The sequence below is a fragment of the Amycolatopsis saalfeldensis genome, assembly GCF_900110575.1.
In the GTDB taxonomy this organism is placed as follows: domain Bacteria; phylum Actinomycetota; class Actinomycetes; order Mycobacteriales; family Pseudonocardiaceae; genus Amycolatopsis; species Amycolatopsis saalfeldensis.
Window position 1 is genome coordinate 47,160 of record NZ_FOEF01000025.1, and the last position, 20,067, is coordinate 67,226.

Consider the following 20,067-nt stretch of genomic DNA (forward strand, 5'->3'; position numbering starts at 1 on the left):
GGTCCTTGCTCACTCGGCGGGGGAGATGCGGAAGGTGAAGTCGAGGCGGCGCCAGCCTTCGGCGGGTTCGCGGCCGTCGGGCGCGGGGCCGGACTGTTCGGCGAAGTCGACGATCAGCCCGTCCTTGACCCCGAAGACCGTGTCGGAATCGAGGTAGTCGCCGCCCTGGACGAACACCTGCGTGACCAGCGTCCGGAAGCCCGGGTGTGCGATCATGAAGTGCACGTGCGGCGCGCGGTACGGGTGCCGGCCCACCGCGTCGAGCAGCTGGCCGACCGGGCCGTCGGCCGGGATGGGGTACGCCGAGGGCACGATCGTCCAGAACCGCAGCCGCCCGCCGGAGTCGGTGCGGAAGCGGGCGCGCAGCACCGGGCCGTCGAGGTCGGGCAGCTGGACGTCGTAGAAACCGTCCTCATTGGACTGCCAGACGTCCACCACGGCGCCGGCCACCGGGGCGTCGTTCAGGTCGACGATCCGCACGTCGGTCCACAGTGGAGTGCCGGGCAGGCCCTCGGCGAGGTCGGCGCCCTGCTCGGTCTCGGGCGGGCCCTGCACGTAGAACGGGCCGAGGACGGCGGACGGGGTGGTGTCCGGCGTGCGTGAGTTGGTGAGCACGTCGACCACACTGGACACGCCGAGGGTGTCGGACAGCAGGATGAACTCCTGGCGGGTGTCGCTGGAGATCTGGCCGGTGCGCGTGAGGAAGCCGATCGCGTACTCCCACTCCTCCTGCGTGAGGTCGTTGCGCAGCACGTACGAGTGGAGCGTGCGGACCAGGTCCGAGAGCAGCCCGCGCAGCCGCGGGTCCGGCGTGGCGGCGAAGCTGTCGACGACCTGCCCGGTCAACGCGCGCACGTCCGGCAGGCTCCCGGCCGCCGCGGCCGGACGCTCGCCCGTCCAAGCCTGGCGCAGCAGGTCTTCGATGCCTTCGCGGGTGACCTCGCGCGGGTTCGGGTACGGCGCGGATGTCGCCAGCTCCGCGGCCATGGCCAGGTCGGCCTCGGCGAAGCCCAGCTCCGCCAGCGAGCGCGGTGCGGGCAGGCCGGCGATGAGGTCGTGCATCCCGGTCGCGGCGTCGGGCGCGCCCAGCGCTTCGGCGATCCGACGCATGGCCTGCGGTGCTCCGGAAGTGTTGTACGCCATGGCATACGGCAGCACGACGGTGTGCGTTTCCGCGTGCGGCAGGCCGAAACTGCCGCCGAGGGTGTGGCACAGCTTGTGGTGCAGCGACATGCCGACCGAGCCGAGGCAGGAGCCGGCCAGCCAGGCCGCGCGCAGGGCGTCCGTGCGGGCGTCCACATCGGACGGATCGGCCGCGATCCGGGGGAGGGCGCCGGCGAGCAGCCGGATGGCCTCCAGCGCGAACTGGTCGACGATCGGGTTGGCCTGCGCCGAGTACAGCGCCTCGACCGCGTGGGCGATGGCGTTGACGCCGCTGGTCATCGAAAGCCCGACGGGCAGGCCCAGCGTCAGGTCGACGTCGTACAGCACGACCTCGGGCAGGACCTTCGGCGAGGACTGCGTGGTCTTGCGCCCGCCGGCCGTCTCGCCGAGCACGGGGGTCATCTCGGAGCCGGAATAGGTGGTCGCCACGATGATCTGCGGCAGGTCGGTGCGCAGCGCGATCGCCTTCGCCAGGCCCGTCGCGGAGCCGCCGCCGAGGGCGACCACCGCGTCGGCGTCGTGGTCCGCGACGACCTTGAGCGCTCGCTCGGTGACGTCGACCGGCGTGTGCATCGCGGCGTCGTGGAACTCGGCGGCCAGCAGTGACCCGAGCGCCGCCGCGACCGGCTTGGCCCGCGAAGGGCTCGCCACCAGCAAAACCCGGCTCACGCCGAGGCGCCGGACCTCGTCGGGCAAAGTGGCCAGCGCGCCGCTGCCGAAGACGACCCGGGCCGGGTTGGCGGTGTAGCTGAACATCGATGGTCCTTCCACGCGGGGTCTGTCGAGTATCGGCGCCCCGCGCGGTGGTTTCCTGCACGATCCGGCCGTGCGGGCTGCACGAAACGCGCGGCTCAGCCCGCGCGGCGCAGGGCGGCGGGGGTGGTGCCGAGGTGGCTGCGCAGCACGCGCGTGAGGTGTTCCTGGTGCGAGAATCCGCATCGGGCGGCGATGTCCGCGATCGGGTCGGTGCCGGTGCGCAGCAGCAGCCCGGCCTGCTCCACGCGCAGGCGCAGCAGGTACCGGTGCGGCGGCAGGCCGGTGCGGGCCTTGAACCGCCGCGAGAACCGGCTGACGCTCAGCCCGGTGGCGTCCGCGAGTTCGGCCAGCCCGAGCGGCTCGCCCAGCCGTTCGGCCATCAGCTCCCGCACCCGTGCGAACTGGTGGTCCGACAACGCGGCGGGTGCGGGCGGTTCTTCCGGTGCAGGCGCGTTTCCGGCCCGGTGACGGCGGGCGAGCTGAGCGGCGACGAGCGCGCACAGCTGGTCGGCGTAGGTCCGGGCGGCCGGCTCCCATTCGCGGACCACGCCGTCGAGGGAAAGCACCAGTTGCTCCAGCAGCGGGTCGACGCTGCCCAGCTCCTCCGAGAGCCGGATCGGCGCTTCGGCGCCAGCGGCCTCCTGCACGGCGGTGTCGGCGACGTAGACGTGCAGCGTGTCCAGCTCACCGCCCAGTTCCACCGACAGGTCGGTGCCCGAGGGCTGCAGGAACAGCTCGCGCGCCTGCATCCGGCGGCTCAGCTCGGCCGGCGTGCCGGCCCGGCGGCGGACGGTGACGGGACCGGCGAGGTGCAGGATCAGCTGGTGCGTGCGGGCCGCGCCGAACTCGCCGCGGTACGGGTGCTCGTGCTGCTTGGAGAGGTAGACGTGCTCCCAGCCCAGTCCCGCGCTGGTGCGCTCGGGGCGCATCCAGGGCAGGGCGAGGATGCCGTTGGTGTCGGCCGGCCCGAGCTCGCCCACGCTGTCCTCCCTCGGCTTCGAGGTGTGCGGACCAGTGTAGGCGGCCCGGCGCCGGCCGGGCCGCGCGTCAGATCGGGTTGAACTCGCCCAGCGGCGCGGTGCAGAACGGGCCGCCGACGAACTCGGCGGCCGCGCCGGTCGGGCCGGGCTTGTCCGCGAGCTGCCCGGCGTACGCCTCGGCGTTGTCCAGGGACTTGTAGCCCAGCGCCTCGGCTTCGGCCAGCGAGTAGATCCGCCGCGTGTTGTCCGAGACGCCCCAGATCAGCCGGTAGCCCGGCGAAGGAGCGCTCAGGCAGGCCTCGAACAGGCGCGCGCCGTCGTCCGGCGAGAGCCAGGTGATCAGCCCGCGCGGGCCGAGCGGCAGCGGCGTCTCGAAACACGAGCCGATGCGGACCACGATGACGTCCATGCCGAACCGCGAGTGGTACAGGCTGCCGAGCGATTCGATGGCCGCCTTGCTCACGCCGTAGTAGGTGTCCGGGCGCGGGCTCGAGTCGGCGGGCAGACCGGCCTCACCCGCGTCCGCATTGCGGCGGAAGCCGACCGCGTGGTTGCTCGACGCCAGGATCACGCGCTTGACGCCGGCCTGGCGCGCCGCTTCCAGCACGGTGTGGGTGCCGTTGATGTTGACGTCCAGCGTGGCTTCCCACGAGTTCTCGCGGCTGTGCCCGCCGAGGTGGATCAGGGCGTCGGCGCCCGCGCAGGCCCCGGCCATCACGGCCGGGTCGGTGACCGAGCCGGTCACGATCTCGGCGGCCTCGCCGTCCTCGGCGGCGGGCTGCGCGGCCAGGTCGAGCAGCCGCAGCACCCGGCCGGGACGGCGCAGCCGCGGCCGCATCAGGGTGCCGACGATGCCTGCCGATCCGGTGATCAGCACGCGCTGGTCTGCCATGGGGGTCCTCTCGCGAAGGGGAACGGGAAACGCCCTCGCGCGCGGCGCCGGTCAGTGCCGGTGCTGCGCCCGGGGACGGGTGGCGGCGGTCAGCGGATGCCGGCCCGGCGCAGCTGCTGCCCGAGCTCGGCGGTGGTCTCGGCCAGCAGCTCGCCGACGCGCCGGACGTCGGCGTCGGTGACCTGGCCGATCGGCATCGAGCAGCTCATCGCGTCGGTGCCGGGGATGCGGTACGGGATCACCGCGGCGACGCAGCGGACGCCGAGGGTGCCCTCCTCGCTCTCCGACGCGTACCCGCGCTCGCGGGTGCGCGCGAGGTCCGCGTGCAGCGCCGCCATGTCGGTGATCGTGTTCGGGGTGAGCGGCGGCAGCTCGGCCGGCATCAGGTTCTCGATCTCGTCGTGCGTCAGCTCGGCCAGCAGCGCCTTGCCCAGCGCCGTGGCGTGGGTGGGCAGCGTGCGGCCGACGCGGGAGACCAGGTGCGTCGAATGCTGGGACTCGCGTGTCTCCAGGTAGACGACCTCGGTGGCGTTGCGGCGGGCGAAGTGCGCGGTGAACCCGGTCTTCTCGCGGATCCGCTCCAGCGCTTCGGTCGCGAACGGGACGATCGCGTCGCGGTCCAGGTACGCGGTGCCGCAGATCAGCGCCCGCACGCCGAGGCGGTACCGCGCGGTGTTCGCGTCCGCCTCGAGCCAGCCCGCCTCCAGTAGCGTGCGCAGCAGGCCGTGCAGGCTGGAGCGCGGGAAACCGGTGCGCGTGTGCAGGTCCGAGAGCGAGAGCCAGACGTCGTTCGCGGCGAAGGTCTCGATCAGGTCGATCGCGCGCCGCGCGGACTTCACACCCGCGGGCTCCGCACTGGGCGTGGTGCCGCTCGCCGCGACGGCGGTGTCGAGCTTCTGCGGCATGGTGCGTCCTCCCACCGGCCGTTGACTTGTGACTCCGGCCATATTAGCGTCCCGAACAGCATTCTTATGGATGAACATAGTCACCATAACAGACTCCATTCAGGAATGTGAACACCGGGGAGTGTCCCGAGCACGCTGGGGACACCAGTGGGATCGTCGAACCCGGGCACCGGGCACGCCGCCCCGGCCACACCCGACGAGGACGGAAAGAGCAGAAACTGATGGCACAGACCGAGATCGAGCTGGACGGCCTGCTGGCGTTCCCGCTGACCCCGTTCACCGACGACCTCGAGGTGAACCTCGACGGGTTCGCGGAGAACGTGGAGAGCCACGTGGCCGCCGGCGCGGGCGCGCTGTTCGTCGCCTGCGGGACCGGTGAGTTCAGCTCGCTCTCGGCCGGCGAAGTCGCTGCTGTGCTGGCGAAAGCACGTGAGGTGGCCGCCGGGCGGGTCCCCGTGTGGGTCGGTGCCGGCGGCGGTGCCGCGGCCGCGCGCGCGGGGGTCGCGGCCGCGCAGGCGGGCGGCGCCGACGGGGTGCTGCTGCTCCCGCCGTACCTGGTCACCGGCCCGCAGTCCGGGCTCGTCGACTACGTCCGTTACGCCGTCGGCGACACGAGCGTGCCGGTGATCGTCTACCACCGCGGCACCGGCGTGTTCACCGCGCCTTCGGCCGCGAAGCTGCTCGACATCCCGTCGGTGGTCGGTCTCAAGGACGGCTACGGCGACGTCGAGGTGATGACCCGCATCGTGACCACCATCCGCTCGCTGGGCACCGAGCGTTCCGACGGGTTCCTGTTCTTCAACGGCCTGCCCACCGCCGAGGTGTCGGCGAAGGCGTACGCGGCCATCGGCGTCGCCCGCTACTCCTCGGCGGTGCACTGCTTCGCGCCCGAGATCGCCCACCGCTTCCACCGCGCGCTCGGCGAGGGCGACACCGCCGTGATGGACCGCCTGCTCGCCGGCTTCTACCTGCCGCTGGTCTCCCTTCGCGACGAGACGCCGGGCTTCGCCGTCTCGCTGGTGAAGGCGGCCGCACGGCTGCGCGGTGACAAGGTCGGCACGATCCGGCCGCCGCTGATCGAGCCGACCGCCGAGCAGATCGACCGGCTGGGCAAGGTCGTCGAGGACGGTTTCGCCGTGCTGAAGGGGATCGAGGGCCGCTGATGAAGATCCAGGACGTGGTGCTCACCCCGGTCGCCTTCGCCGACCCGCCGCTGCTGAACGTGATGGGCGTGCACGAGCCGTTCGCGTTGCGCAGCGTCGTTCAGGTCCGGTGTGAAGACGGCGTGGTGGGCCTCGGCGAGTCTTACGGCGACTCGGCGTTCCTCGGCGAGGTCCGCAAGGTGGTGCCGGAGCTGGCCGGGCACGACGTGTTCGACCTGCCGGGGCTCAAGCGGATCGTCACGCGGGTGCTCGCGGGCACCGTGCTGACCGACGAGCACGGCCTGATCGGCGGGTTCTCCATCCGCAAGACGATCGCCAGCGTGTACGCGCTGTTCGAGGTCGCCTGCCTCGACGCGCAGGGCCACTGCCTCGGCCGCCCGGTCGCCGACCTGCTCGGCGGCAAGGCGCGTGACGCCGTCGACTTCTCCGCGTACCTGTTCTACAAGTACGGCGCCCACATCGGCGCGAAGGAGGACAGCTGGGGCGAGGTCGTCACGCCGGAGCAGCTGGTCGGCGCGGCGAAGCGGATGGTCGACGAGTACGGCTTCCGCTCGATCAAGCTCAAGGGCGGTGTTTTCGAGCCGGCGCAAGAGGTCGACGGCATCCGCGCGCTCGCCGAGGCGTTCCCCGGCCACCCGCTGCGGATCGACCCGAACGCCGCGTGGACTCCTCAGACGAGCATCCGCGTCGCCGAAGAGCTGGACGGCGTCCTGGAGTACCTCGAAGACCCGACGCCGGGCATCGAGGGCATGGCGAAGGTGGCCGAGCGCGCGAGCATGCCGTTGGCCACCAACATGTGCGTGGTGAACTTCGGCGACATCGAGCCGGCGTTCCGCGCCCGCGCCATCGGCGTGCTGCTGTCCGATCACCACTTCTGGGGCGGGATGCGGGACACGCAGGCGCTTTCGGTGACCTGCGAGAGCTTCGGCGTGGGCCTGTCGATGCACTCGAACAGCCACCTCGGGATCAGCCTCGCCGCGATGGTGCACGTCGCCGCCGCGACGCCGCACCTGACGTACGCCTGCGACACGCACTGGCCGTGGAAGACCGCCGACGTGATCGCGCCGGGCGCGCTGGAGTTCGCCGACGGCGCGGTCGCGGTGCCGGACAAGCCGGGGCTGGGCATCGAGATCGACCCCGACGCGCTGGCCCGCGCGCACGAGGACTATGTCCGATGTGGACTGACGAAGCGGGACGACGTGACGTACATGCGCCGGTGGACCCCGGGGTTCGAGCCGAACACGGCGAGGTGGTGACGCGGTGAAGGTCACCGGATACGCCTACTCCTGGGACGTCCTCGAGCCCGGCTTCGTCGAGCGGGCAAGGGAACTCCGGGTGGACGAGGTCGCGGTCGCGCTGACCTACCACAGCACCCGCGCGGCCACGCCGTCGTCCGGAGACCGCACTTCGGTGCTGGCGCGGCACGCGGCGATTTACCGGCCAGTGCGCGAAGAAGCCTGGCAGCGTCAGGAACTCCGTCCGTCCACTGCGGACTGGGTCGCGCAGCCCGACAGCGGGGGCGAGGCCGTGCGGCTGCTCAACACCGTCGGCCTCCCGGCTGCCGCGTGGCTCGTGCTGACCCATAATTCGCAGCTGGGCACTGCTTTCCCGCAGTACACGGTGCAGAACTGCTTCGGCGAGAGCTACCCGTGGGCGTTGTGCCCGGCGCAGCCGGCGGTCCGCGAGTACGCCGCGACGCTGACCGCCGAAGCCGTCGCGGGCCTGGAGCTGTCGTCGGTGATCCTCGAGGCCTGCGGCCCACTCGGCGTGGTGCACCAGCACCAGCACGAGAAGACCGACGGCGTGTGGGCGCCTGCCGTGGCGCGCCTGCTGTCGATCTGCTGTTGCGCGGCCTGCGCCGAAGGCTGGGACGGCTTTGACGCCGCCACTGTGCGCGAGCAGCTGCGCGCCGAGGTCCGGCGGCTGCTGGACACGGGTGACCTGAGCGTCACCGAAGACGGGCTCCCGGCGTCGCTGAAGGACGTGCTGCTGGCCGGCCGCCAGCGGGCCACGGATGCGTTGCGCGGCGCGGTGCTCGCGGTGCTCGAGCCGGGCACGCGGATCGTGCTGCACGGCGCGCTCGACCCGTGGGTCACCGGCGCGCTGCCCGGCCTCACGCCGACAGCTGCCGATGATGCCGCTTCGGTCGTCCTGCAGAACTGGGCGCCCGGACAGGGCAGTGTCGACGCCGTGGCCGCGGCCCGCGCCGCGCTGCCCGCGGACGTGGCGATCGGCAGCTACATCACGGCCGTCGCGGCTAACCCGGTGCCCGGCATCGGGGCGTACGTGACCGAGCTCGGCCGGGCCGGGACCACCGAGCTGCACCTCTACCATCTGGGACTGGCGGGCCCCGGCCGGCGGCCGGACCTGCAGACCGCCACCGCGGCCGCCCACCGCGCGCCCTGAACGCACTGATCCACCGAGGAGAACCGTTCCCCATGAGCCGAGAGACCTCCGCCCCGGAGCTCGAGCAGATCCTCACCGCGGCCGCGGCCGCCGCCCGGCCGTTCGCGGCCTCGACCCCGGCCGAGCGGGCCGGCTGGCTGACCGCCGTCGCCGACGCGCTCGACGCCGAGGCCGAAGCGCTGATCGCCCTCGCCCACACCGAGACCCACCTGCCCGCCGCGCCGCGGCTCAAGGGCGAGCTGGCCCGCACCACGTTCCAGCTGCGGCTGTTCGGCCGGGTGCTGCGCGACGGCGCCTTCCTCGGCGCCACCGTCGACCACGCCGACGCGGACTGGCCGATGGGGCCGCGCCCGGACATCCGCCGCGTGCTGGTGCCGATCGGGCCGGCGCTGGTGTTCGCGGCCAGCAACTTCCCGTTCGCGTTCAGCGTGGCCGGCGGGGACACCGCGTCCGCGCTGGCCGCGGGCTGCCCGGTGGTGCTCAAGGCGCACCCGGGCCACGAGGAGCTGTCCACGCGCACCGGCGAAATCGTCGTTTCCGCGCTGGCCGCCGCCGGCGCTCCCGAGGGCGCTTTCGCGGTGATCCACGGCTTCGAGCAGGGGATCACGGCGCTGAAGGACCCCCGGATCGCCGCGGCGTCGTTCACCGGCTCCGTGCCCGGCGGGCGCGCGCTGTTCGACATCGCCGTCTCCCGCCCGACGCCGATCCCGTTCTACGGCGAGCTGGGCAGCGTCAACCCGGTGGTGGTCACCCCGGGCGCGGTCGCCGCGCGCGGCGAGGCCGTGGCGAAGGCGTACAGCGGCTCGTTCAGCCTCGGCGCCGGCCAGTTCTGCACCAAGCCGGGCCTGCTGCTCCTGCCCGAGGGCCACGACCTCGAGGACACCCTGCGCGAGGCCGTCTCCGGGGTCGCGCGCCAGCCGATGCTCAACGAGCGCATCGCGTCCGGATTCGCGCACAAGCTTTCGGAGCTGCGCTCGGCGCCGGGCGTCGAGACGATCGTGGACGGCACGCACCAGGGCGAGGAATTCACCCCGAGCCTGCTCGCCACCACCGCGAAGGAGTTCCTGGCCGGCGGCGAAGCGGTGCGCGAGGAGCACTTCGGCCCCGCCTCGCTGATCGTCACCTACCGCGATCAGGCCGAGCTGATCGAGGTGCTGGAGACGCTGGAGCCGGGCCTCACCGCCACCATCCAGGGCGAGGAGGACGAGGCCGAGTACGTCCGCGCGCTGCTGCCGCCGCTGACCCGGCTGGCCGGACGGCTGCTCTGGAACGACTGGCCCACCGGCGTCACCGTGAGCTGGGCGCAGCAGCACGGCGGCCCGTACCCGGCCACCACGGCGCCGACGACCACGTCGGTCGGCACCGCGGCGATCGAGCGGTTCCAGCGCCCGGTCGCCTGGCAGGGCTTCCCCGACGCGCTCCTGCCCGAGCCGCTGCGCGAGGACAACCCGTGGCAGCTGCCGCGGCGCACGGACGGGGCCCGCTGAGCTTTTCCCGCTCCCACAACTGAATCCGCCGCCGCCCAACCCCTGGTGAGGGGCCGTCCGCCGCTCACCGGGGTCCCCGCAAGCCAAGGACGTCTTGATCCTGGGAGGCACTGTCATGCCCGTAAACCGGAGAACCGCCTTGCGCGGCGGCGCCATCACGGCCGCTGCGGTCGCGCTGGCCGGCACCGTCCGGCCCGCTTTCGCGGCCGGCCCCACCCCTGATCCGTACCAGGCCATCGTGGCCGGGTACCGCGAGCTGCAGACCGGCATCAACCGGCCCTCGCCCGAGCGCACCGCGGCGTTGACGAACCTGGGCCGGGTCGCGAAGTCCTACAACGACACGATGACGGTCACCGGCGGTCCACTGTGGACCGACCTGCCGCTCGGGCCGGGCAGCGACTACACCACGTCGATGTACGGGCGGCTGCGCGCCATCGCCGTCGACTGGGGCACCCCGGGCGGCACGCTGTCCGGCGACCCGGCGGTGCTGGCCCGGATCAAGCAGGCGCTCGAGCTGATCTACACCAGCCAGTACAACCCGCAGGTCGGCGAGATCGGCAACTGGTACACGTATGAGATCGGGGTGCCGTACTACGTCCTGCACACGCTCGTCACGGTCGCCGGTGAGCTGACCGCCGACGAGCTGGCCCGCTACGTCAGCCCGATCAAGCGGTTCGTGGGCAATCCGAACGTGCGGGCCAACAACCCCTCGGTCGTCGAGACCGGCGCGAACCGGGCGGACAAGGCGCTGATCTCCATCGTCTCGGGCGCGCTGACCGGCGACGCGGCGTGGATCAAGACGGGCATCGACGCGATCACCGACGTCGCGGGCGGCGGCGCGGCGAGCGTCGTCGCGAAACTCGACAAGGCCGCCGGCGACGGCTTCCACGTGGACGGCTCGTTCATCCAGCACGACACCATCCCGTACCCCGGGCACTACGGCATCGTGCTGCTCACCGCGCTGGCCGGCGCCATCCACGTCACGGAGGGGACCGGCTACGCGCTGCCGGACGACCTCAAGCAGAAGGTGTACGCGCTCGTCGGCGACACGTTCGCGCCGTTCGTCTACGCGGGCGCGCTGATGGAGCCGGTGCGCGGGCGCATGCTCTCGCGCCAGGGCGAAACCGGGCACGACATCGGCCACCAGCTGACCGTTTCCACGCTGGTGCTGGCGCGTTCGGCCACCGGTGCGGCGAAGGACGAGCTGTCCGGCCTCGCGGCCAAGTGGATCGGCGAAGGCACGTACGCGCCGTTCCTGCGGATCCCGGACCCCGAGCGGTTCGCGCCCGGGCCGGACCTGGTGGCGACGCCGGGCATCGAGCTGGCGCAGGAGATGCTGGCGTCCCGCCCGCGGCCGGCGAAGATCGTGGCCACGCACCGGATCTTCGGCCAGCAGGACCGGATGGTGCACGTGACCGAGGGCTGGTCCGGCGCGCTCGGCGTCGGCTCCACGCGCATCTCGCGCTACGAGTCGATCAACGGCATGAACCAGCACGGCTGGTACGTCGGCGACGGGGTGCTCTACACGTTCCTGCCGAACGCGAAGGGCCACTACTCCGACGCGTACTGGCCGACGGTCGACCCGCTGCTGCTGCCCGGCACCACCACCAAGACCGGTCCGACCGGCGCGCTCGGCGCCACGCCGTTGAGCACCAAGGCCCACGTCGGCGGCGTCCGCTGGGACGCGCGGCACGGCGCGTACGCGATGGATTTCGTTTCCGCCGACGGGACTTTGACGGCGAAGAAGTCCTGGTTCTTCACCCCGTCCGGGATCGTCTGCCTCGGCGCCGGGATCACCGACACGTCCGGCCAGCAGGTCCGGACCACCATCGAGAACCGCAACCTCGGCGAGAACGGCCGGGGCACCCTGCTGGCCGACGCCCGCCTCATCTCCACCGCGCCGGGCAAGGCGAACGCGCTGCGCCAGCCGCGCTGGCTGCACCTCGACGGCGTCGCCGGTTACGTGCTGCTCGAAGACGCCCAGGTCACCGCGTTGCGCGAGGATCGCACGGGCACCTGGCGCGACGTCGACACCGGCGCCAACACGAAAGGCACCACGGACCCGTACACCCGGCGGTATCAGAAGCTGGTGATCGAGCACGGGGTGAAACCCGCCGACGCCCGTTACGCGTACGCGGTGCTGCCGGGCGCGTCGGTGGTGGGGACTGTCGCGTCGGTGCTGGCTTGGCGGGTGCGCGCGAACACCGCTGGAGCGCAGGCGATTCGGCTGGCGGACCACACGCTGCTCGCTAATTTCTACGGTGCGGGTACTGTTGATGAGGTAACTGTCTCAGGACCGGCGTCGGTGGCACTGGGGCGGAGCGGCGGCAGCTGGTCGATCGCCGTGTCCGATCCGACGCAGCTCCAGGACAGCGTCGAGGTGACGGTGCGGCGTAGCACAGTCAAGGTGCCCCTCAAGGGCACGTTCGGTGCGACCCAGGTGGTGCCGCTGCGCTGAAATGCGCAGCGGCACAGCGGTGTCGCGTAAGACTCTCCGCCGGGCCGGTGTACCCCGACCCGGTCCGGCGGAGTCATATCGGGAGCTTCAGCCGCCCAGCCTGATCGCGCGGCGTACGTCGGCGGCGTAGGCCTCGGGCTGTTCCCCGGCGGCGAAGTGACCGCCGGCTTGGTGTCGTGCGGGAAGACCGAAAGCACGGTCGGCGTGTCGATCCGGTCGGGGAGGGTGACCGGCTCGGCGTAGGTGGCGGTGCCGCTGACCCAATAGGCGGTGACCCAGGTGAGAAGCTCGTCCGGGGTGAAGGCCGCGTCGCCGGACCAGGCTTGGAGCTTCTCGACGATCCACGCCGCGAGGCCGGCCGGTGAGTCGCCGAGCGCGACGGCGAGGGTGTTCGGCCGCGTCGACTGCTCCGCGATGTAGCCGCCCTCGGTCCGGAACCACTGTGCCGCCCGGCCGAGGTAGGCCGCCGCGTCGGGCGCGAGCTTCGCCGGGTCCGCGGTGAACGCGTGCTGCGGGGCGATATTCGTGAGGTGCAGGGCTCTTACCCGGTCCGGGTGTCCGGCCGCGAGGAGTTCCGCGACGGTGGCGCCGACGTCGCCGCCGGACACCGTGTACCGCGGGTAACCCAGTGCGGCCAGGGCGTCCGCGACGATCGTGGCGATCCGGCCGGCCGACATGCCGGGCGCGGTGAGCGGGGCCGCGAACGGGAAGCCCGGCAGCGCCGGCGCCACCACTTGCACGTCCGTGAGCAGCGGCAGGAGACGTTCGAACCGCAGCACCGAGTCGGGCCAGCCGTGCAGCAGCACGACGACCGGCGCGCCGGGCTCCGCGGCCCGCTGCGTTCGAGCAGTTCGTCGAGCTTGGCGCCGGTGATGCCGCGCGTCCCGTCGTCGGTCCACGGGGTCGTGACTTCGCGCAACGCCGCCGCCACCCAGCAGCGGATCCTGGAGCAGGCACAACGCCAATTCGCCCAGTACGGGTACGCGACGATCACGGTCAAGGGCGTGGCCGACGCGGCGGGCGTGTCGCCGAATCTCATCACGCGGTACTTCGGCAGCAAGGAAGGTCTTTTCCTGGCGGCGACCCGGGTGGAGATCCCGGTCGCGGACTCCTTCGACGGCGATCGGGCCGAGCTGGGCACGCGCCTCGCGGCGAGCATCGTGCAGCGCTGGTTCGGCGCGCCCGGCGAGGACCCGCTGCACCGCTACCTGCGTGACAGTGGTCTGGACGACGCGGAAGCCCGCAGCCGAGCCGCCGCGATCGACGCGTTTGTCCTCGGCGTCTCGACCCGCCGCAGGGTCCTGCGGGCCGAACTCGGCGACCCCGGCGACCTCCAGGCCTGGCTGGCCACCACCATCCAGCGTCTGGCCGACGGCTGACTCCCGGCCCCGGACACGACGACGCCGCCCGGCCGAGGGACCGGACGGCGCTGGGCGAAACGGCTCAGCCCTGGCGGGCCTTGTTCCGCGGGCTGTCCCGGTTGATCACGAAAACCTTGCCGTGACGGCGGATCACCTGGGCGCCCGGCTGGCGGGCCAGCGAGCGGACCGACGTGCGAACCTTCATGGCTACCGTCCTCTCTGGAAGTCTGACAGCCGGTTCAACAGCATGACCGGTCGGTTTAGTCCCGGGTGTCGTCGTGTCGCTTGGTTCAGGTCGCGGCGGCGGCGGCCGACCAGCGGGCCAGGTCCTCGCCGCGGATCGCGGCCGCCATCAGGTCCGGGAAGAGGTCCGGGGTGCAGGCGAAGGCCGGGACGCCCAGCTCCGAGAGGGCGGCGGCGTTTTCGTGGTCGTAGAACGGGGCGCCGGAATCGGAGAGGGCCAGCAGGGTCACCACCTGGACCCCCGAGCCGACCAGCTCGCCGACGCGGCGGAGCAGGTCTTCGCGCACCCCGCCCTCGTACAGGTCGCTGATCAGGACCAGCAGGGTCTGCTCGGGGCGTTCGATCAGGCCCTGGCAGTAGGCCAGCGCGCGGCTGATGTCCGTGCCGCCGCCCAGCTGGGTGCCGAAGAGCAGGTCGACCGGGTCGGCGAGGTGCTCGGTCAGGTCGGCCACCGCGGTGTCGAACGCGACGAACTTCGTGCTCAGCGCCCGCATCGACGCCAGCACCGCGCCGAACAGACCCGAGTACACCACCGATTCCGCCATCGAGCCCGACTGGTCGACGGCCAGGATCACCTCGCGCTGCACGCTGTGCTGACGCCGGCCGAACCCGACCAGCCGCTCGGGCACGATGGTCTTCAGCTCGGGGGAGTAGTGCTTCAGGTTCTTGTGCACGGTGCGCGCCCAGTCGATGTCGGCCGCGCGCGGGCGCTGGGTGCGGGCCGCCCGGTCGAGCGCGCCGCGGACGGCCGCGCGGGTCCGCTCGGCCAGCCGCTCTTCGAGCTGCGTGACCACGGTCCGCACCACGGTGCGCGCGGTCTCCTTCGTCTCCTCGGGCAGCACGCCGTTCAGTGAGAGCAGCGTGCCGACCAGATGGACGTCCGGCTCGACGGCCGCGAGCAGCTCCGGTTCCAGCAGCATCCGCGTGAGCCCGAGCCGATCGACGGCGTCGCGCTGCATCACCTGGACGACCGAGCCGGGGAAGTACCGCCGGATATCGCCCAGCCACCGCGCCACCCGCGGCGCCGACGCCGCCAGGTTCGCCCCGCGCCGGTCGCCGCCGCGAGTGCTCTCCTCCCGCTCGTCGTAGAGGGCCGACAACACCGCGTCGACACCTCTGTCCTCTTCGGACAGCACGCGACCGGTGCCGTCGTCACCCCCGCCCAGCACCAGCCGCCAGCGGCGCAACCGGTCTGGGATGGCTGCCGACCCGCCCGGCCCGGCGAGCCCGGCGGCGTCTGCCGGTCCGGTCGGTGGGTTCGGCCGGGCGGGTTCGGCCGGTTCGGCTGATCCGATGCGGCCTGCCGGTTCAGCTGGTCCGGCCGGTGGGCTCGCCCCGGCGGGTGCGGCGGGTGGTCTACCCGCGGTGAGTCCGCCGGGCGTGTCGGGTGCGGTTGGTGGGTTCGGCGCGGTGGGTCCGCTGGATCCGGCGGCGTCTGCCGGTCCGGTCGGCGGGTTCGGCTGGGCGAGGTGGGCCGGTGCGGTTGCTGGGGTCGGTGCGGCGGATTCGCTCGGTTCGGTCACGGCGTCGCTCCCAGGAGGGTGGCCAGGACGGGCAGGGCGAGCTCGGCGCGGGGGTCGTCCAGGTCGTCGGTGGGTGTCGCGGCCTTTGGGGCGGTGCCGGACAGGGTGGCGGCGCGCTCGCCGATGGCGCGCTTCTCCGGGCCTGTGAAGGCGCCGAAAGTACGGCGCAGCAAGGGAAGCACCTCGGTGAAGACCTCCGGGGGAATGCCGCCCAGCCAGGTGTCGATCACCCGCAGCATGCGCTCGTCGTGGACCAGCAGCAGGGCGCCGCCCGCGAAGAAGCCCTCGACGTACGCCGCGCCCGCCGAGGGCTCGACGCCCGGCGTGAGCGCACGGCCCAGCCGCAGCTCGACCTCTGTGCCGTCCAGCAGGTCGGCGTCGTGGAGCAGGCGGACGACCCGTCCGGCCAGCAGCGGCGGCAGGGTGTCGCGCCCGGCGAGGCCGGACAGCGCGGAGAGCCAGCGCTCGCGCGCCGCTTCACCCAGCAGGGTCGTCGCCTCGTGCACGTCGTCGACCAGGCGGCAGAAGCGTTCGGCCGCGTCCTCGTCGATGCCGTGGGTCGCGGGTGGCAGGCCGGCGCACACGCGGGTGAGCATCCGGTCCGCGACCTCCCGCAGCCGCGCCGTGTCGGTGCCGCGGACGTCGCCGTAGCGCGTCGCCCGCGCCAGAGAGGGCAGCGCCGCCATCAGCCGGGCGACGTCCGCGTCGGCCGCCGCGCGGGTGTCGAGCGCGGTGAGCACCTCGGGCAGCGCGTCACCCAGGTCCGCCAGCAAGCAGTCCTCGACCGCCGTGGTGACGTCGGCCAGCGGCGGCTTCCCGGCCACGACCTCGCGGACCACCGTGGCCGCGGCCGACCCGACCGTGGTTCCGTGCACCGCCGCCGCGACCAGGTCCACCTCGTAGCCGGGCTCCCAGCACAGCGTCCAGGTCTCGCGGAACGTGCCCTTGCTGCGCGTCGCCGAGATTTCCGTTGTGCCCCAAGGGATGCCGAGCACCCGCAGCCGGTGCAGCAGCCGGGACCGGTCGACGCCGGCGGGCATGCGCAGGTCGAGGTCCAGCTCCCGCGGCTCCGGCTCGCGTTTGAGCCGCAGCCGCCGCGCGGTGGCGATCAGGTCGGCCGCGAGCGGTGCCTGCGGGACGCTCTCGGGCACCTCGCCGAGCAGCTCGCCCACCACCAGCCGCCGGGTGACCAGGTCGGCCTGCACGTCGTCGCCCCCGCACAGCACCGCGCGAGTGGCGGCGTCGACCTCCGCGAGCCCGGCCGAAGACCGCCCTCGTAGCGTCGCCAGCGTGTCGGCCAGCCGCACCGCCTCGATCACGTGCGCGGTCGAGACCGGCAGATCCTCCTCACGCAGCACGCCCGCCACGCGGGTGAGCCAGCGGGCGGTGACGTCCTCGGCCGTGGTGAACAGGTGGTGGTACCAGCCGGGAGAGCGCACCCCGGCGCCGTAACCGCTGCCGGTCGCGAGCCGGCCGTGCGTCCACGGCACCCAGGTGCACACCGCCTTCCGCTTCGGGAGTCCTTTGAGGACGGACTGGTCCGCGGCCGCCGTCGGCAGCGGGTCGGCCAGCGCCGGGACGTGCCAGGCGCCGCAGATCACCGCGATCCGCTCGAAGCCTTCCTTGCGCGTCTTGCGGAGCACCGTGCGCATGTACGCCTCGCGCCGCCGTTCGTGGAGGTCTTCCGGCCGCTCGTCTTCCCGCAGCGCGGTCATCGCCTCGGCGATCACCTCGAACGGCGGCTCGGCGTCGCGCCGCGACTCGACGACGTCGTCCCACCAGCGCTCGGGATCGTCGTACCCGCCGGCCGCCGCCAGCTCGGCTAGCGGGTCGCCGGAGCGGGTGCTGCCTTCTTCGCCGAGCGCGAATTGGTGCGCCGCGGGGAGATCGCAGAACCGCGCCGGCACCCCCGCGGCGGTGGCGTACCGCAGCGCCTGCCACTCCGGGCTGAACACCGCGAACGGCCAGAACGCGGCGCTCGACACGTCGTCCGCCGCATACGCCAGCAGCGCCACGGGTGGGCGCATGCCCTCGTCGGCAGTCAGCCCGGCCAGCGCGTCGGCCTCGGGCGGGCCTTCGATGAGCACCACGTCCGGCTCCAGCTCGGCGAGCCGCGCGGCCACCGCCCGCGCCGAGCCCGGCCCGTGGTGCCGGATCCCGAGCAGGTGCGTGGTCATCCGCTGATCTCCTGGCCCGCCCGGTAGAAGTCGGCCCAGCCGTCGCGCTCGCGTACCACGGTCTCCAGGTACTCGATCCAGATCGCGCGATCGGCCACCGGGTCCTTCACCACCGCGCCGTGGATGCCGGCGGCCACGTCCTGCGCGCGCAGCACGCCGTCGCCGAAGTGGGCCGCCAGCGCGAGACCACCGGTGAGCACACTGATCGCCTCGGCGGTGGAGAGCGTGCCGGACGGTGTTTTCACCGCCGTACGCCCGTCTTCGGTCCGGCCCGCGCGCAGCTCGCGGAACACCGTGACCACCCGGCGGATCTCTGCCAGCTCCGCGGCCTCCGCCGGCAGCGACAGCGCGGCACCGAGCTGGGCGACACGGCGGCTGACGATCTCCACCTCGGCTTCGGCGGTGTCCGGCAGCGGCAGCACCACGGTGTTGAACCGTCGGCGCAGGGCGCTGGACAGCTCGTTCACACCCTTGTCGCGGTTGTTCGCCGTGGCGATGAGCGTGAAGCCGGGCCGCGCCTGTACTTCGCTGCCCAGCTCGGGGATCGGCAGGGTCTTCTCCGACAGCACGGTGATCAGCGAGTCCTGCACGTCGGCGGGGATGCGGGTCAGCTCCTCCAGCCGGGCCACCTTGCCGTCGCGCATCGCGCGCAGGATCGGGCTTTCCACCAGCGCCCGCTCGCTCGGGCCTTCGGCGATCAGGCGGGCGTAGTTCCAGCCGTAGCGGATCGACTCCTCGGCGGTGCCCGCCGTGCCCTGCACCAGCAGGGTCGAATCGCCGCTGATGGCGGCGGCCAGGTGCTCGGACACCCACGTCTTCGCCGTGCCGGGCACCCCGAGCAGCAGCAGCGCCCGGTCGGTGGCCAGCGTCGCGACGGCGACCTCGACCAGCCGGCGCGGGCCGACGTACTTGGGCGTGATCTCGGTGCCGTCGTCGAGCCGGCCGCCGAGCAGGTAGGTGACCACGGCCCACGGCGAGAGCAGCCACGACGGCGGCCTGGCCCGGTCGTCGGCCGCGGCCAGCGCGGCCAGTTCACCGGCGTACTCCTGCTCGGCGTGGGGCCGGAGGACTGCGGACGTCATGAGAGCTCCTCGTGCATTTCGCGGCGGAAGGTGAGGGTTTCGGCGACGGCTCGCCGCCACGGGGCGGCCTCGCCGGGCAGGGGGATCACGGCCAGCCGGTGGCCGAGGCAGGCCGGCGGCACCGCCTTGGCGATCAGGGTGGCCGCGTGCGCGACCAGCCGGTGGTCCTGCTGCGCGGCGACCCAGTCGAGCAGCACCCGGCCCAGTTCTTCGGGCCACGGCTGCGGCAGGTCGAGGATGAGCCGGGTGAGAGCCTCGACTTTGAGGCCCCGCGCGAGCTTCGCGACGGTGGCGGCCTGCCGCTGCGGGGCGAGCACGCCGATCAGCGCGGCCGTGCTGCGCCCGCCCGGCTCCGCCTCGACCAGTGCCTGCGCCCACGCCTCGTCGCCCTGCCGGATCGCCGCCGTGGCCCAGCTGTCGCGCAGCACCGGCAGCGGGCAGCCCTCCACGAGCATGCCGACGAGGTCGGCCGGCGTGCCGAACTTCGCCCAGAAACCCAGCGGGGTGGCGGAAATGATCGCGCGCAGCCGCCCGGTGCCCTGGTCCGGCCCGTGCGGCACGCGGACGCCGTCGCGCAGCAGCGTGTCGTCCGCTTCGGGCCGGGTCAGCTGCAGGACATCGGCCCGCAACTCCCGGCTGCGGACGGTGACGCAGTCCTGCAGGCGCGCCGCCATGCGCCGGCCGAGGTCCGCTTCGGGCAGCCGGCCGAGCAGATGCGTGGCCGTGTCGCGGACCCCCGCCGCCCGCTCGGCGAGCGCGGCGTCGAGGAACGGCTCGTCCTCCTCGGTCAGGTGTTCGCCGAGCAGGCCGAGGAAAACGGCGCGTTGGTCGGCGGGCTCGCTGCGCCAGGTGGCCGCGAGCGCGGCCCGGGCGGCGTCCGGGTCCTCGGCGAGTGCGCGCGCGAGCCAGGCCTGGCGCCGCGCGGGGGTGCCGTACTGCCAGGCGTCGTCGTTGTCGTCCGCGACCGTGGCGACCAGGAAGGCCCAGTCGGGGTTCCGCTCGCCGAGCCAGGTGCCGACGGCCCCGGCGACCGCCGCCAGCGGCGCCCGCAGCGGAACCCGCGACCGCGCCTTCTCGGCGAGCTGCGGCACCTGGTCGGGCGGCACCCGGAAACCGGCCGCGGCGACGGCGTTCAGCCACTCTTCGAGCAGCTCGGGCCGGTTCGCGTGGAGCAGCCGGGCCAGCCGCTCGCGCGCCACGGGCGGGACCGGCGGCCGCCCGTCCGGCTCGGCGGGATCCTCGCGCCGCGCCCCCGGGACCGGTAGCTGCCCGGCTCGCCGGTAGTTGGTGACGAGCGCCGCGGTGGTCAGCACTCCGTCCGCGGGGTCACGGATGCCTTCGGTGAGCGCCCGGATCGCGGCCGGCTGCCCGGTGCGGTCGAGCGCCCGGCGGCGGGTGCCGAGCAAGGCGGTGCTGACGAGGTCCTCCCAGGCCTTCATCGGGGCACCGCCTGGGCTGGGGAGTGGTGGT

15 protein-coding genes and 1 pseudogene are annotated in these 20,067 nt (G+C 73.1%); 6 read left to right on the forward strand and 10 right to left on the reverse strand.

Annotated elements, in window-relative coordinates; genetic code table 11:
* Window positions 1-9 precede the first annotated feature (9 nt).
* From BMY97_RS38810 to BMY97_RS38825, 4 genes are all read right to left on the reverse strand, one after another.
* Window positions 10-1,920, reverse strand: coding sequence for a maleylacetate reductase and hydroxyquinol 1,2-dioxygenase domain-containing protein (locus tag BMY97_RS38810; RefSeq protein ID WP_091627708.1), 1,911 nt, complete (start codon window positions 1,918-1,920; stop codon window positions 10-12).
* A gap of 95 nt (window positions 1,921-2,015) precedes the next feature.
* Entirely contained in the window at window positions 2,016-2,900 is an 885-nt protein-coding gene (locus tag BMY97_RS38815; RefSeq protein ID WP_091627709.1) for a helix-turn-helix domain-containing protein, read from the reverse strand.
* 67 nt (window positions 2,901-2,967) lie between these two features.
* On the reverse strand, window positions 2,968-3,792 hold the full coding sequence (locus BMY97_RS38820; RefSeq protein WP_091627712.1) for an NAD-dependent epimerase/dehydratase family protein: 825 nt from the start codon (window positions 3,790-3,792) through the stop codon (window positions 2,968-2,970).
* 89 nt (window positions 3,793-3,881) lie between these two features.
* On the reverse strand, window positions 3,882-4,697 hold the full coding sequence (locus tag BMY97_RS38825; protein ID WP_091627716.1) for an IclR family transcriptional regulator: 816 nt from the start codon (window positions 4,695-4,697) through the stop codon (window positions 3,882-3,884).
* A 221-nt stretch (window positions 4,698-4,918) separates the two neighbouring features.
* Between BMY97_RS38825 and BMY97_RS38830 the strand changes: the two genes are divergently transcribed.
* From BMY97_RS38830 to BMY97_RS38850, 5 genes are all read left to right on the forward strand, one after another.
* Window positions 4,919-5,860 carry a 5-dehydro-4-deoxyglucarate dehydratase gene (locus tag BMY97_RS38830; protein ID WP_091627718.1) on the forward strand — a complete coding sequence of 314 codons (942 nt, stop codon included), beginning with the start codon at window positions 4,919-4,921 and terminating at the stop codon, window positions 5,858-5,860.
* Window positions 5,860-7,116 (forward strand): glucarate dehydratase family protein, encoded by a 1,257-nt coding sequence (locus BMY97_RS38835; RefSeq protein WP_091627721.1) that lies wholly within the window; start codon window positions 5,860-5,862, stop codon window positions 7,114-7,116. Before BMY97_RS38830 ends, BMY97_RS38835 begins: the two co-directional genes overlap by 1 nt.
* A gap of 4 nt (window positions 7,117-7,120) precedes the next feature.
* On the forward strand, window positions 7,121-8,266 hold the full coding sequence (locus tag BMY97_RS38840) for a hypothetical protein (protein WP_091627724.1): 1,146 nt from the start codon (window positions 7,121-7,123) through the stop codon (window positions 8,264-8,266).
* Between the two features lie 32 nt (window positions 8,267-8,298).
* Window positions 8,299-9,753 carry an aldehyde dehydrogenase (NADP(+)) gene (locus tag BMY97_RS38845; RefSeq protein ID WP_091627726.1) on the forward strand — a complete coding sequence of 485 codons (1,455 nt, stop codon included), beginning with the start codon at window positions 8,299-8,301 and terminating at the stop codon, window positions 9,751-9,753.
* Between the two features lie 115 nt (window positions 9,754-9,868).
* A complete protein-coding gene (locus BMY97_RS38850; RefSeq protein ID WP_177231747.1) occupies window positions 9,869-12,211 on the forward strand; it encodes a polysaccharide lyase 8 family protein in 2,343 nt (780 codons plus the stop codon).
* A gap of 533 nt (window positions 12,212-12,744) precedes the next feature.
* On the opposite strand, the pseudogene BMY97_RS49440 reads toward BMY97_RS38850, so the two are convergent.
* Window positions 12,745-13,110 (reverse strand): annotated as a pseudogene (locus tag BMY97_RS49440) (alpha/beta fold hydrolase); the annotation flags it as partial.
* A gap of 6 nt (window positions 13,111-13,116) precedes the next feature.
* Between BMY97_RS49440 and BMY97_RS38860 the strand changes: the two are divergent.
* Window positions 13,117-13,590, forward strand: coding sequence for a TetR/AcrR family transcriptional regulator (locus BMY97_RS38860; RefSeq protein ID WP_091627845.1), 474 nt, complete (start codon window positions 13,117-13,119; stop codon window positions 13,588-13,590).
* Between the two features lie 64 nt (window positions 13,591-13,654).
* Here BMY97_RS38860 and rpmJ read toward each other — a convergent pair whose 3' ends face one another.
* From rpmJ to BMY97_RS38885, 5 genes are all read right to left on the reverse strand, one after another.
* Window positions 13,655-13,777, reverse strand: a complete 123-nt coding sequence (gene rpmJ / locus BMY97_RS38865) for a 50S ribosomal protein L36 (protein WP_091627732.1) — start codon at window positions 13,775-13,777, stop codon at window positions 13,655-13,657.
* An 85-nt stretch (window positions 13,778-13,862) separates the two neighbouring features.
* The gene (locus BMY97_RS38870; protein ID WP_425425396.1) at window positions 13,863-15,002 is read right to left on the reverse strand and encodes a VWA domain-containing protein; all 1,140 of its coding nucleotides are present in this window, start codon (window positions 15,000-15,002) and stop codon (window positions 13,863-13,865) included.
* Between the two features lie 332 nt (window positions 15,003-15,334).
* Window positions 15,335-17,515 carry a DUF5682 family protein gene (locus BMY97_RS38875; RefSeq protein ID WP_091627734.1) on the reverse strand — a complete coding sequence of 727 codons (2,181 nt, stop codon included), beginning with the start codon at window positions 17,513-17,515 and terminating at the stop codon, window positions 15,335-15,337.
* Window positions 17,512-18,597, reverse strand: a complete 1,086-nt coding sequence (locus tag BMY97_RS38880) for an ATP-binding protein (protein WP_091627737.1) — start codon at window positions 18,595-18,597, stop codon at window positions 17,512-17,514. Before BMY97_RS38880 ends, BMY97_RS38875 begins: the two co-directional genes overlap by 4 nt.
* A complete protein-coding gene (locus BMY97_RS38885; protein ID WP_091627739.1) occupies window positions 18,594-20,036 on the reverse strand; it encodes a DUF5691 domain-containing protein in 1,443 nt (480 codons plus the stop codon). The genes BMY97_RS38880 and BMY97_RS38885 overlap by 4 nt, the downstream gene beginning before the upstream one ends.
* Window positions 20,037-20,067: the final 31 nt, after the last annotated feature.

Coding starts and splice junctions, on each gene's coding strand:
- BMY97_RS38830 (WP_091627718.1), top strand. CDS start 4,919: ATGGCACAGACCGAGATCGAGCTGGACGGCCTGCTGGCGTTCCCGCTG.
- BMY97_RS38845 (WP_091627726.1), top strand. CDS start 8,299: ATGAGCCGAGAGACCTCCGCCCCGGAGCTCGAGCAGATCCTCACCGCG.
- BMY97_RS38850 (WP_177231747.1), top strand. CDS start 9,869: ATGCCCGTAAACCGGAGAACCGCCTTGCGCGGCGGCGCCATCACGGCC.
- BMY97_RS38885 (WP_091627739.1), bottom strand. CDS start 20,036: ATGAAGGCCTGGGAGGACCTCGTCAGCACCGCCTTGCTCGGCACCCGC.
- rpmJ (WP_091627732.1), bottom strand. CDS start 13,777: ATGAAGGTTCGCACGTCGGTCCGCTCGCTGGCCCGCCAGCCGGGCGCC.
- BMY97_RS38820 (WP_091627712.1), bottom strand. CDS start 3,792: ATGGCAGACCAGCGCGTGCTGATCACCGGATCGGCAGGCATCGTCGGC.
- BMY97_RS38835 (WP_091627721.1), top strand. CDS start 5,860: ATGAAGATCCAGGACGTGGTGCTCACCCCGGTCGCCTTCGCCGACCCG.
- BMY97_RS38875 (WP_091627734.1), bottom strand. CDS start 17,515: ATGACCACGCACCTGCTCGGGATCCGGCACCACGGGCCGGGCTCGGCG.
- BMY97_RS38880 (WP_091627737.1), bottom strand. CDS start 18,597: ATGACGTCCGCAGTCCTCCGGCCCCACGCCGAGCAGGAGTACGCCGGT.
- BMY97_RS38810 (WP_091627708.1), bottom strand. CDS start 1,920: ATGTTCAGCTACACCGCCAACCCGGCCCGGGTCGTCTTCGGCAGCGGC.
- BMY97_RS38825 (WP_091627716.1), bottom strand. CDS start 4,697: ATGCCGCAGAAGCTCGACACCGCCGTCGCGGCGAGCGGCACCACGCCC.